This window comes from Halorubrum tibetense (genome assembly GCF_055396225.1).
On the sequence record NZ_AP043742.1, the window covers coordinates 2731214 to 2742805 of the forward strand.

The 11592-nt window shown below is 61.0% G+C and carries 14 protein-coding genes; 9 read left to right on the forward strand and 5 right to left on the reverse strand.

The annotated features are described in order from the left end of the window. Nucleotides 1–330: an arsenite efflux transporter metallochaperone ArsD gene (gene arsD / locus ACZ5TV_RS13505; protein WP_209486799.1), complete on the reverse strand. Its 330-nt coding sequence runs from the start codon at nt 328–330 to the stop codon at nt 1–3. Between the two features lie 201 nt (nt 331–531). After that, nucleotides 532–870: a cupin domain-containing protein gene (locus ACZ5TV_RS13510; protein WP_379778118.1), complete on the reverse strand. Its 339-nt coding sequence runs from the start codon at nt 868–870 to the stop codon at nt 532–534. Between the two features lie 271 nt (nt 871–1141). Between ACZ5TV_RS13510 and ACZ5TV_RS13515 the strand changes: the two genes are divergently transcribed. Beyond that, entirely contained in the window at nt 1142–1534 is a 393-nt protein-coding gene (locus tag ACZ5TV_RS13515) for an ArsR/SmtB family transcription factor (RefSeq protein WP_379778043.1), read from the forward strand. A gap of 16 nt (nt 1535–1550) precedes the next feature. Here ACZ5TV_RS13515 and ACZ5TV_RS13520 read toward each other — a convergent pair whose 3' ends face one another. From ACZ5TV_RS13520 to ACZ5TV_RS13530, 3 genes are read right to left on the reverse strand one after another with little or no spacing between them, the layout of a single operon-like run. Further along, nucleotides 1551–2552: a permease gene (locus tag ACZ5TV_RS13520; protein WP_464383910.1), complete on the reverse strand. Its 1002-nt coding sequence runs from the start codon at nt 2550–2552 to the stop codon at nt 1551–1553. Then, nucleotides 2549–2947 carry an ArsR/SmtB family transcription factor gene (locus tag ACZ5TV_RS13525; RefSeq protein WP_379778971.1) on the reverse strand — a complete coding sequence of 133 codons (399 nt, stop codon included), beginning with the start codon at nt 2945–2947 and terminating at the stop codon, nt 2549–2551. The genes ACZ5TV_RS13520 and ACZ5TV_RS13525 overlap by 4 nt, the downstream gene beginning before the upstream one ends. A gap of 6 nt (nt 2948–2953) precedes the next feature. Then, nucleotides 2954–3091, reverse strand: a complete 138-nt coding sequence (locus ACZ5TV_RS13530; RefSeq protein ID WP_379778968.1) for a hypothetical protein — start codon at nt 3089–3091, stop codon at nt 2954–2956. A 296-nt stretch (nt 3092–3387) separates the two neighbouring features. Between ACZ5TV_RS13530 and ACZ5TV_RS13535 the strand changes: the two genes are divergently transcribed. The 8 genes from ACZ5TV_RS13535 to arsB all read left to right on the forward strand — a co-directional run bounded on the left by ACZ5TV_RS13535 (nt 3388) and on the right by arsB (nt 11577). Further along, nucleotides 3388–3840 carry a RidA family protein gene (locus tag ACZ5TV_RS13535; RefSeq protein ID WP_379778965.1) on the forward strand — a complete coding sequence of 151 codons (453 nt, stop codon included), beginning with the start codon at nt 3388–3390 and terminating at the stop codon, nt 3838–3840. 106 nt (nt 3841–3946) lie between these two features. After that, nucleotides 3947–4276 (forward strand): ArsR/SmtB family transcription factor, encoded by a 330-nt coding sequence (locus ACZ5TV_RS13540; protein ID WP_379778962.1) that lies wholly within the window; start codon nt 3947–3949, stop codon nt 4274–4276. A gap of 473 nt (nt 4277–4749) precedes the next feature. Continuing rightward, nucleotides 4750–5517 (forward strand): MIP/aquaporin family protein, encoded by a 768-nt coding sequence (locus ACZ5TV_RS13545; RefSeq protein WP_379778959.1) that lies wholly within the window; start codon nt 4750–4752, stop codon nt 5515–5517. Between the two features lie 510 nt (nt 5518–6027). Continuing rightward, complete coding sequence (locus ACZ5TV_RS13550; protein WP_464383911.1) at nt 6028–6423, forward strand: arsenate reductase (azurin) small subunit; 396 nt, start codon at nt 6028–6030, stop codon at nt 6421–6423. Between the two features lie 2 nt (nt 6424–6425). Next, nucleotides 6426–8978, forward strand: a complete 2553-nt coding sequence (locus ACZ5TV_RS13555; RefSeq protein ID WP_209486831.1) for an arsenate reductase (azurin) large subunit — start codon at nt 6426–6428, stop codon at nt 8976–8978. Further along, complete coding sequence (locus ACZ5TV_RS13560) at nt 8975–9646, forward strand: FKBP-type peptidyl-prolyl cis-trans isomerase (protein WP_209486833.1); 672 nt, start codon at nt 8975–8977, stop codon at nt 9644–9646. Before ACZ5TV_RS13555 ends, ACZ5TV_RS13560 begins: the two co-directional genes overlap by 4 nt. Nucleotides 9647–9836: 190 nt before the next feature. Further along, nucleotides 9837–10292 (forward strand): RidA family protein, encoded by a 456-nt coding sequence (locus ACZ5TV_RS13565; RefSeq protein WP_209486834.1) that lies wholly within the window; start codon nt 9837–9839, stop codon nt 10290–10292. A gap of 106 nt (nt 10293–10398) precedes the next feature. After that, entirely contained in the window at nt 10399–11577 is a 1179-nt protein-coding gene (gene arsB, locus ACZ5TV_RS13570; RefSeq protein WP_321168750.1) for an ACR3 family arsenite efflux transporter, read from the forward strand. The last annotated feature ends 15 nt before the right edge of the window (nt 11578–11592 follow it).

An 11592-nucleotide genomic window follows, 5' to 3' on the forward strand; every position in this document is an offset into this window, starting at 1 on the left:
TTAGGCCTCCTGTGGGGTGGGGTTTCCGTCGATAGCGGCGGTCAGTTCGTCGTACGAGAGGTACTCCCCCTCGGCGACGATCTCGTCGTCGACGACCGTGATCGGGAGGATCGAGGGGCCGTTCTCCTGAACGCGGTCGTAGATCCGCTGCGTTTCGAGGAACTGGTCGATGTTGTGCTGCATGTTCGCCCGGCTGACCTCGAGGTCGTCGAACGCGTCTTCGAGCTGGTCGAGCGCCGCGCTGACCTCGACGAGTTCGTCGTCGGGATCGGGACCGCAGACGCCGGTGGAGCAACACATCGCTTCTTCGTACAGGGTGAGTTCGGTCATCGTGTGGAGTTGGTCGGCTATGGTCGTCTGAACTATCGTTCGCAGCGGGACGTGACGCCGACGTGTCCCCTTGCGATCGATTCAATTGAACAAATTCTCATACGATTATAAGCCCTTCGATCGGGTGAAGCCCCTCCACGTCGATCGGCTGTCTCCGCGTCGCCCGCGCGATCGGGAGCCCGGCGGACTCGACAGCCGGCGTCACCCAATAAAGCCGTTCGTCGCCCACGATCCCGGTTCGTCGGCACACGTCGCCGTTCGACACTGTGACGCCGGTGCGCTGACGAGGACGAACGCACTCTCCGCATCGCCGTTTCGTATCTGACGCGTCGCCGTCGGCGAGATCCAGACGGCGTCACCGGTCTCGAGTTCGACGGACTCGTCGTCGATAACGACCGTGGCTTCCCCCTCCAAGAGCACGTATATCTCCTCGTGGTCGTCCGCGGCGTGGTCGTGCGGTTTGCTCCGCCACCCGGGCTCACAGCGGGCGATCGACACGCCGACCTGCTGGCTATCGAGTGAGTCGGTGAGCGGTCGCATCGCGCCCGAAACGGGCTCGATATCGGTGTAGTTGACTCGCTTGTAGGACTCTGTCACGCCGAACACCCCGACCGCCGGGAGGCAGACTCGGGTACGACGGCGCTCTCGGTTACCGTTGGAGTCGCCAGCGATCGACGGGTGTTCGCCGAAATGTCTTTGTCTCGCATGCGAGTGTATAGATGAATGATTACTATATCGTTTTCGCTGGTCGCCGCCCACGTCGAGACGGCAGTCCATAACGCTTAATCTCACATCAGTTCAACCGTTCCGTATGTCATCGACCGATCGACTGCGACGGTACGTCACCGACGAGTGCGGGTCCTGTACCGACGAAGACCTGTCCGAGCGGATGGCGGAGCTGGAAGCGTTAAACGAGGCCGCCGGCGGATCGGACGTAGAGAGCGACGTCGAACTGCTGTCGGCGCTTGGCAACGAGACGCGATACAAAATCGTCCGTATGCTACACGCGGCCGAGGGTGAACTGTGTGTGTGTGAGCTCTCGCCGCTGTTAGACGTGAGCGACAGCGCGATCAGCCACGCCCTCTCGAAGCTCACCGACGCCGGTCTCGTCACCCGCCGGAAAGACGGGAAGTGGCGAATGTACCGCGCCACGCCGCGCGCGAACGCCGTCCTCGTCGCGCTCGACGGCTCTCGCTCGCTATAAAAAGCGGCGCGGCGGCTCAGATCAGTCCGGCGAAAACGGTGTTAAACAGTACGCCGACCGTGATTCCGATCGTCACGACCGTCGTCGCGTAGATCGCGAGCAGCCGCCGCTCGAACAGCTTGTTCAACAGGATGAGGTTCGGAATGCTGATTCCGGCACCGCCGATGACGAACGCGATCACCGTGCCGATCGGGATCCCCGCCTCGGTGAGCGAGTGCGCGATCGGTAACATACCGCTGATGCTCACGTACACCGGTGCGCCGGCGAGGGCCGCGAGCGGCGTCGCGAGCGGATTCTCCGGTCCCGCGATCCGCTGGAGGAACTCCGCGGGCACCGCCCCGTGGATCAGCGCGCCGATCGCGATCCCGACGGCGATGTACGGGAGCGTGTCGCGGAAGAAAGAGAGCGCGCCCTCTCCCGCGGCGGTCACGCGCTCTTTGTGACTCCGACGTGTCGCCGTCGTCCCGCACTCGCTACAGCCGGACGCGGCGTCGTCCGCGCCGGCGGCGTCCGTCGCGGACGCCCCGCCGTCGGTCGCGATCTCGCGGCCGCCCGTCGTGATCCGGACGTCCTTCACGTACCCGTCGAGGTCGAACGTGCCGATGATCAGGCCCGCGACGATCGCCGCGAGCAGCGCGGTCGTCACGTACGCGACGGTTACGCCGGTCCCGAACAGGCCGAAGAGAAGGAACACGGCGATCCAGTTGACGATCGGCGAGGCGAGCAGGAACGAGAAGGCCATGCCCGTCGGCGCGCCGGCGCTGAGCAGGCCAGCCAAGATGGGCACGGTCGAACACGAGCAAAAGGGCGTTACTGCCCCGAGCCCCGCCGCGAGGACGTTCCCGCTCCCGTGGTCGCGCGAGCGGAGCATCTCCTCGACGCGCTCGGGCGGGAGGTACTCCTGTGCGAGGCCGACGAGGAACGACGCACCGATGAACAACGGCGTGAGGATTGTCGCGAGATGGAGGAAGTAGCCCCACGAGTCGAGCAGCGCCGCCTCGGTTCCCGGCGGGATCATCGGTTCTCGCCCAACGCCGCGGCCAGATCGAGCAGTTGGAGGCTCGCCGTGTCCGCGATCCGGTAGTACGTCCACTTCCCCTCCTTGCGCGTGCGGACGATTCCCGCGTCACGGAGCGTCCGGAGATGTGACGCGACCGTCGACTGCGGGGCGTCGAGGACGGTCTCCAACTCGCAGGCGCAGAGCTCGCCCTTTCTGAGCGCGTGAACGATTGCGAGCCGCTTCTCGTTGGCCAATGCCTTGAACGATGACAGCTTCGCCTCCATGACCGGGTCGTCGGCGCGTCGCGTCGCCGGGAACGGTCCGTCACAGCAGGCTTCTCCCTCCATCCGTCGAAGCGTTCCGCTGGCAGACTCAGTACCAGTTTGACTCACTGCGTTCGGTTTGTCCGACATCGCGAATTAGTCTTCCGCGCGATTGCCGCCCTCATTCGACGCATCCTCCGTGGTCTCGTCGGCGTCTACCTCCTTGATCTGCAGGTCACAGCAGGTATCGTTGTCACTCGACTCGCCACCGAGCAGTCGGCTGAGTATCGACATACAAATCGATATTTTTCGATGTGACTTAACATATTTGGTTAGATGCACAATCGTAAATACAATTCGAGTCGGAGCGGTAATGCGCTCAAACGACACCCAGACGGTGTTGTTTACGGATCCGAATCGATACCCGTGTCGATAGGTTCTGTGTAACGTGTTTAAGCGTCTCATCGGGTAATATAGTGATAGTAGCGTATGTACCTTATTCCGCTAGTAATAGATGGCGAGTACATCATCGTTTTTGCGCATTTTGGAGATCGTAATTCTCTTTAACGCTTGAAGAATTACTAAAGTGTATGTCAAAGCAGATGGCCGTATCCGACGATCAGGTAGACCGTAGCAATCAGATATCCATCAATGAGTCGCTAAGCGAGGAGAGCAAGCGCCAGCGCGACGGCCCTGACGCAATCGGCGCGTTCGGAACGCGGACCGGCGAGTCGGATCTCGTCTTTTTTCAGGGTATCCTCCCGGAGATCAACGGAGACGTGAAGGGATCGGAGCCGATCGACAAACAAATTGAAATGTGCCTCGACCGGCTCGAACTGATGCTCGAAAACCGCAACACGTCTCTCGACAGCGTGATGAAAGTCGAGATTCAGCTCGCGGATACGGACAGGGCGGGGGCCGTCGACCGGGCGTACGAGTCGCGGTTCGACGACGTCGCGTTCCCGCCGCGGACCGTCGTCGGCGTTTGTTCGTTGCCCGGCGGTGCGAACGTCCAACTCGACGTGATCGCGGCCGAGGAGTGACCGCGGTCGTCAGTTCGGTTCCGTAACAGATCCTGTTTCGTTTCTCCTCCGGCTATGCGGCAAGCCGACAGAACAGTTAATCCGGTCGCGGCGGAACTGGTCGTTTATGGCCGACGCTTCCTCTGACCCGCTCGGCGGAACAGACTTGGATGCCCTGATCGACGACGCGACGACCGCCGCCGACGTGAAGGCGCTGTCGGCGTTCGGATACGAGACGCGCTACCGACTCGTCCGGCTCCTCGTCGAGGCTGACGGGCCGGTCCGATTCGACGCGATCACGCCGTACGTGTCGATAAGTGATAGTGCCGTCAGCCACGCGCTGACACTCCTTTGTGACGCGGGACTCGTCGAAAAAGAAAAGGACGGGAGGTCGCGGAGCTACTCGCCGACAGAGCGTGCGGAGGCCCTCGTCAACGCTCTTGACCGCACGCGATAGGGAAGACAATCGGACCGATAACATGTCCGGTCGGTACGTCGAGCCACGCCGAAACCCTGTCTGCCGGCCGGACGCGTCGGCAGACATGAGACCGATCGTGGTGATCGCTTGAAAACAATTGAAATGCAGGAGCCGGTGGCGCACGTGCATGATGTGGGACAGCTACGAAGTCTACGTCGGGCTCGACTGCAATGAAACGATAAATGTCGAGCAGAATAGTGACGAAGCGAGCGAGGCCACCGTATAACGTCGACTTCCGTAATGAGCGACCTCGCGGTGTTTCCCGTATCTGAGTAGCTGAAGTCGACATATACACGATCAGCTACACATACCGACTCTGGTATGCCAATACGACTTTGATCGGCTCCGGCTTAAGCAGCCGCTCCACTTTGTTTCCGGTTAAATATGTATGTCGAGACAGAGGGATCCAATCCATTTTAATAGATGAACATTTATAAATCTATTGGATAGAAATGCATCCGTACATCGCAGAGGTCATCGGAACAGCGATCCTCATTATATTCGGGGGAGGCGTGGTTGCCAACGTCGTTCTCGACGAGACGAAAGGAAACGGTGGTGGCTGGATCGTCATCACGTGGGGATGGGCGATTGGGGTGTTCATGGGCGTATTCACCATCAGTCAAGTCAGCGGTGGTCACATCAATCCTGCCGTGACGATCGGTCTCGCTGCTGCCGGATTGTTCGATTGGGCGCAGGTCCCACCCTACATTGTCGCACAGACTGTCGGTGGATTCTTGGGAGGCGTAGTGGTATGGCTGGCGTACAAAGACCACTTCGCCGCGACGGAAGACGAAGACGCGAAGCTTGCAATCTTTTCGACCGCTCCGGAGATCCGAAACTATTCGTCCAACCTGTTGACCGAAATCATCGGGACGTTTGTACTGGTTTTCGGGGTGCTATATCTGAACTCTGCGGGATTCTTCGACGCCGCGTCAGGTGAGATACTCCAGTCGATCACAATCGACGGGCAAGAAGTCGGATTCGGTCTCGGGGCGCTGTCGGCGCTCCCGATCGCGCTGGTCGTACTCGGTATCGGGTTGTCGTTGGGTGGCCCCACCGGCTACGCTATCAATCCCGCACGTGATCTTGGACCGCGCATCGCACACGCGGTGCTCCCGTTTCCACACAAGGGATCGTCCGACTGGGCGTATTCTTGGGTGCCTATCGTGGGTCCGATCCTCGGGGCGCTTCTCGCGGCCGGCCTCTATCACCTGCTGTGAGGTGTCGTTCAGCACACGGTCAGGTGTTGTTCAGTCAAGCTGTGTGCTGAGCGTCCGGTTAACACCGGAATTGAGTGTTGAGCGCCTACTCAAAACATACTCTAGTTTTCGCGCACAACACGGTGAACTCACACAACAGTGGTTGAGTACTGCAACCATTGAATAACTGCTCAAATCATAATCAGACGGTGACAGCGGATCCATAGCGATTGCTTGGACATGGTGTAGTGTCTGTGCTTTATTATGTTATATATTATATGCTGGGAGAGATATCGGGCTCAATAAGAGAAAAATACAAGTGTTCATGTTCTAAATCGGTGGTACAGCATGAAGAATGATGATGATTCTATCACTCGTCGACGGTTGCTCGGAGCCGTCGGGACGGCAGGAGCGACGTCAGTCGCGGGGTGCGGATTTCAAGCGCCAACCGCAGAGAATAGCGGGCCAGCGGAATCACCAAGCGAACGCGTCGGTCGAATCGAGCGCTATCCGCGGATTCGCGTTGCGTCAGTGGACGAACTGTCCGTCGGCGACACTGTCGAGTTTGAATACCCGCTCGACGGTTCAGGCACGTTCTTGACCCGTTTATCGGAGGCGGCGAACGGGGGCGTCGGTCCGGGCGACGGCATCGTTGCGTTCAGCAACCTGTGTACGCACATGGGGTGTGCCGTGTCGGGGAACGTCGAATCCGACCGGGGCGTCGCGGGTCCGTGTCCGTGCCATTACACGACGTTTGACCTCGCGAAGGGAGGACTCGTGATCATGGGACCGGCAACGACTGATCTTCCGCAGGTACGACTTGATGTAGAAGACGGTGACGTGTTCGCGACGGGAATGGCTGGCTTGGTACACGGCCGCCGAAACAACTTGGCAGACGGGGAGCCAGTCGAGGAGGAGGGTGAGTGAGGATGGCGGACAACCCGAACACGAATGAGGTTCCCATTCCGCCGGCCGACGCCGAACGATCCTCTCGCTCATGTCGGTACTGTATCGTCGGCTGCAGCTACGAGGTGTTCAAGTGGCCCGTCGGCGAGGAGGGTGGCCCCGACGCCGCGGACAACGCGCTCGACGTCGACTATCCCGCCGGGTACGGCGACTGGCCCTCGCCGAACATGCACCAGATCATCGAGGAGAACGGACAAGAGTACCACGTGATATTCCGGCCGAATCCGGACGCCGAGGTCAACAACGGATCGCACTCGGTCCGGGGCGGGACGCAGGCGCAGTCGTTGTACAGCAAGCACAATGAGGACTACGACGACCGGCTGAAACAGCCGCAGATCCGGATCGGTGGTTCGCTGACCCCCGTCGACTGGGACACGGCCTTGGAGGTCGTTGCGCGGGTTACGGAGTACGCGACCCGCGACGAGCCGAACGGTTACGGGATGAAGATGTACGCCTACCAGTTCGTCGAGAACACCTTCGCGGGGTCAAAGCTGATCTTCGACGTGATCGGCTCGCCGAACTTCGGATTCCACAACCGACCGGCGTACACCCCCGAGAGCCCCGGTGTGGAACACTCCGGGCTGTACGACTGGTCCACATCGTATGAAGACGCCGCTAAGGCAGAGACGATGGTGATCGCGGGGGGAGACCCGTACGAAAATCAAGACGTCTACTTCCACGAGTACGTCGACGCCGGAAGCGCGGACATAATCCAGATCAACCCCCGTCGGACGTTCACTGCGAACTACGCCGAAAACAACGACGGGCTGTTCCTCCAGATCAACGAGGCGACCGATCCGGTCCTGTTGAACGCCATTGCGCGCCACATCGTCGATCAGGGCTGGCACGATCAGGCCTTCGTCGACGAGTGGGTGATGGACGATCGCGACGCGATCGACGAGGAGGGATGGTATCAGGAGGAGTTCGGGATGACGCCCGACGAGTACATCGACCTCCTCCAGTCCGACGATCGATATGCCCCTGAGAATGCTGCGGAGATCACTGGTATTGACGCCACGGACATCCGCGACGCCGCAGAGCGGATCGCCCAGCCCGATAGCGACCAGACACAGACGCTGTTCACTTACGAGAAGGGCCTCATCTGGGGATGGTCCCACGAGAACACCGCGGCGATGGCGAATCTTGCGCTGTTGACCGGCAGCGTCGGCCACGAAGGAACCGGGATCACGCGGCTCGGCGGTCATCAGGAGGGCTGGTGGGAAGGTGGACCGGGCGGTGAGGTTATCGCGGAGCACTCGACGCAGAGCTTCACGGGCGAACACGTTGAAGACGTACCGATCCCGCCGAACACGATCGAACGTGTTCGCAACGGCGAGATCGACCACTGGCACGTGATCGGCAACGACCCGCTCCGGCACGAACACGACACGCAGTCGCTTCGGAATCGGGTCCGCGAGCGAACGAGTGGTTCACAGCCGCAGACCGCTGACGTCGGCGATATCATGGCGGCGTTCCGCGAGCGCATCGACGACGGTGGCATGGTGGTGACTCACCAAGAGATCTACCCGAACTCGACGACGGAGTACGCCGACATCGTGCTGCCGGCGAAGGCGGTCGAAGCCGGCGAGGACAGCAACCACCACCGATGGAATGGCGAGCGGCGGTTCCGCCACTACGCGTCGTTCATGCAGGGACCGCCGAACGCGAGACCGGACTGGGAGATCTTTGCCGACATCGGTCGGCGGCTCGGTGCCAACGACATGGACTGGGAGAGCAGCGACGACCTGTTCGATCACCTCGCCGCCGAGCACGGCGACTCGTACCCGTATCACATCGAGGCGCTCGATGAGAAGGCACAACAGGACGGGACGACGCCGACAGAAGTGATGCGCGATCTCGACGCCGACGGCGTTCGGCTTCCCGCCCGGCTGGAAGACGGCGAGATCGAGGGGACGCCGCGACTTCACACGCCCGACGGCGAGGAGATGCCGGGCGACGGGCGGTTCTTCACCGATAGCGGGAAGGCGATCTTCATGCGCGTCGACTGGGACCGAGTCGCGGACGTGTACGAGCAGCTGACGCCCGACTGCGAGGCCGGCGAGCTGTGGGTGACGAACGGTCGGCTCAACCGTCTCTGGCAGAACATGTACACTCACCAGCGGCTGGAGTACATCTCCAAACGGTACGAACAAAACGTACTCCAGCTTCATCCGAACGACGCCGCGGAGCGTGACATCGAAGCGGGCGACCTCGTCGAAGTTATCAACGACGACGTGTACAACCAGTACAGCGAAAACGAGCAGGGGAGTTTCACCGCGGTCGCGTACGTTGTCGACGACGAGGACGCAGTACAGGGCCAGACGGTCCCGGAGGGGCTCGCGTTCACTTACTGGCTGTATCCGGGACAGGTCGCGAACGACATCGTTCCTGGGTATCTCGACCCAGCGAACCCGAATCCCGGATACAAGTACGCCACCGGCCGGGTGCGTCGCCTCGGCGAGAGCGACCAGAAAGACCGTATGAGCTTCCACCCCGAAAACGTGGCTCCAGAATGACGACAGCTGATCACCCTGCCACGCTCGCGGACGGCGACTTCGTGCGGATCGCGTACACGACCCGCGCTACGGAGAGTGGCCACATCGTGGACACGACAGATCCCACGGTTTCGGCGGACGCTAGTATGGACGGGATTGAAGCTGACGGCCCGATCGTCATCGTGCTCGGAGAAGGGCACGTGTTCGAGCCAGTTGAGGAGGCGATACGAGCGGTCGGAGCTGGTGAGTCGACGACCGTCACGGTAAACCCAGACGACGCGTTCGGCGATCGCGACCCACGTAAGCGTGAGGCGGTTCCCGCTTCACTCCTACCGCCGAACCAGCAGGAAGCCGGGCGAACCGTTTCTGTCGCCGGCCGACGGTATACGATCGAGTCCGTCGATGACGAGACCGCTCAGCTCGATTACAACCATCCGCTAGCCGGTGTCACGTTGGAGTACGAGGTGTCCGTCGGCGAACGAGCGACCGGCGACGACCGCGTCGAAGGATTATGCGCACTCCACGGTCTCGACGCCGAAACGGCGTTGACTGACGGTCGCCTTACCGTCTCCGTCACTGCGGCCGAGCCGTCCCGAGACCGCGACCGCAGACTTCGGACGTTCGTCGGCGACGCGATGCGGTTACTCCCGGTCGATGAGGTGTCTGTCACCGAAACGTACTCGACGTAGTCGCTACCTCTTCGAACCCGTGGATACCAAACCTGTGGCTACGCGGTCACTCTTTTCGGCGGTGTAACTGCTGTTCTCGCCGACTCGATCGAACTGGAGCGGATTCGTCGTGTAACCCACAGTACGCAGACTCCGGATGGATGCGGAGTGCTTCAAAAGGTTTTAATATATGAGCAACTGTTCATCTATTATGAGTCAACAGACGACCGGCTCAGAGCCAGATCAGCATCGTACCGACGAGATGTCCTACGAGGCGTCTCTAAGCACAGAAAGCAAGCGTCAGCGCGACGGAACCGGGAACATTGGAGCGTTCGGGAAGCGTACCGGCTCGTCAGATTTGCGCTTTTTTGAGGGTATTCTCCCCGAAGTCGAGGGAGAATTATTGAGCGGTCACTCAATCGAAGAGCAATTCACGACCGCACTTGACAGACTCGAATCGGCTCTCGCCGACAACCGAAACCTGACGCTCAACGACGTGATGAAACTCGAGATCCAGCTCACGGACCCGAGCGCCGCGGAAGCGGTCGATCACGTCTACGAGTCGCGCTTCGACGACGTCGAACTGCCTCCGCGAACCGTCGTCGGCGTCTGCTCGCTCCCCGGCGGTGCGGACGTACAACTCGACGTGATCGCGGCCGAGGAGTAGCCACTTCCGGCGACATCGCCATCCACGTAATGTACACTAACACGCTTCCGACGCTCCAGTATCGATCGCCATCCAATCCCTTCGATGCCGCGGAGGTGACGGCGTCGTGAGCGAGACGCCACACGAGCACGGGCCCGACTGCGGTTGCGACGCCTGTGGCGACCCGCGCTCGATGGACTTCCTCGACAAGTACCTGACCGTCTGGATCTTCGGGGCGATGGCCGTCGGCGTCGGACTCGGGTACGTCGCCCCGAGCGTCGTCGATCCGATCCAAGACTACTACCTCGTCGAGATCGGGCTCATCGCGATGATGTACCCGCCGCTCGCCAAGGTGAACTACCGCCAGTTGCCGCGGGTGTTCTCCCAGTGGCGTATCCTCTCCCTGAGCCTGATACAGAACTGGCTCATCGGGCCGACGCTGATGTTCGCACTCGCGGTGATCTTCTTTAGTGGCATCGTTCCCGTCTTTCCCGCCCGTCCCGAGTACTTCCTCGGGCTGATCTTCATCGGAATGGCCCGCTGTATCGCGATGGTGCTGGTCTGGAACGACCTCGCGGACGGCTCCAGCGAGTACGCCGCGGGCTTGGTCGCGTTCAACAGCGTCTTTCAGATCGTCACCTACGGCGTGTACATCTGGTTTTTCGCGCTGTTTCTGCCGCCGATTCTCGGTCTCGACGCGATGGTCGCCGGGATCGGCGCGTTCGACATCACCGTCCAACAGGTGTTCTGGGCGATCGCGATCTTCCTAGGCATTCCGTTCGCCGGAGGAATCGTGACCCGATTGGGTGGCGTCCGCTCGAAGGGCGAGGAGTGGTACGAAGAGCAGTTCGTCCCGAAAATCAGCCCGCTCACGCTGATCGCACTGCTGTTCACCGTCATCGTGATGTTCGCCACGCAGGGTGACAACATCCTCGCGCAGCCGTTCGACGTGGTGTGGCTCGCGGTCCCCCTCACGATCTACTTCGTCGTGATGTTCCTCGTGAGCTTCGGGATGGGTCGCGGGATCGGTGCCGACTACTCGACGACGACCGCGATCGGCTTTACCGCGGCGTCGAACAACTTCGAGCTCGCGATCGCCGTCGCCGTCGCGGTCTTCGGCGTCAGTTCCGGCGTCGCGTTCGCGACCGTCATCGGCCCGCTTATCGAGGTACCGGTGCTGCTCGCCTTGGTGAAGGTCGCGTTGTATCTCCAAGACCGGTACGACTGGCGGGGATACACGACCGGGCGACTAGACGAGACGACTACGACCGAAGATGGATCCTCAAGCTCCACGGCTGATGACTGATACTTAACCACCCAT

Excerpts from the sequence above, each read along its gene's own strand:
- arsD (WP_209486799.1), bottom strand. The coding sequence starts at position 330 with ATGACCGAACTCACCCTGTACGAAGAAGCGATGTGTTGCTCCACCGGC.
- ACZ5TV_RS13510 (WP_379778118.1), bottom strand. The coding sequence starts at position 870 with ATGCGACCGCTCACCGACTCACTCGATAGCCAGCAGGTCGGCGTGTCG.
- ACZ5TV_RS13515 (WP_379778043.1), top strand. The coding sequence starts at position 1,142 with ATGTCATCGACCGATCGACTGCGACGGTACGTCACCGACGAGTGCGGG.
- ACZ5TV_RS13520 (WP_464383910.1), bottom strand. The coding sequence starts at position 2,552 with ATGATCCCGCCGGGAACCGAGGCGGCGCTGCTCGACTCGTGGGGCTAC.
- ACZ5TV_RS13525 (WP_379778971.1), bottom strand. The coding sequence starts at position 2,947 with ATGTCGGACAAACCGAACGCAGTGAGTCAAACTGGTACTGAGTCTGCC.
- ACZ5TV_RS13530 (WP_379778968.1), bottom strand. The coding sequence starts at position 3,091 with ATGTCGATACTCAGCCGACTGCTCGGTGGCGAGTCGAGTGACAACGAT.
- ACZ5TV_RS13535 (WP_379778965.1), top strand. The coding sequence starts at position 3,388 with ATGTCAAAGCAGATGGCCGTATCCGACGATCAGGTAGACCGTAGCAAT.
- ACZ5TV_RS13540 (WP_379778962.1), top strand. The coding sequence starts at position 3,947 with ATGGCCGACGCTTCCTCTGACCCGCTCGGCGGAACAGACTTGGATGCC.
- ACZ5TV_RS13545 (WP_379778959.1), top strand. The coding sequence starts at position 4,750 with ATGCATCCGTACATCGCAGAGGTCATCGGAACAGCGATCCTCATTATA.
- ACZ5TV_RS13555 (WP_209486831.1), top strand. The coding sequence starts at position 6,426 with ATGGCGGACAACCCGAACACGAATGAGGTTCCCATTCCGCCGGCCGAC.
- ACZ5TV_RS13560 (WP_209486833.1), top strand. The coding sequence starts at position 8,975 with ATGACGACAGCTGATCACCCTGCCACGCTCGCGGACGGCGACTTCGTG.
- ACZ5TV_RS13565 (WP_209486834.1), top strand. The coding sequence starts at position 9,837 with ATGAGTCAACAGACGACCGGCTCAGAGCCAGATCAGCATCGTACCGAC.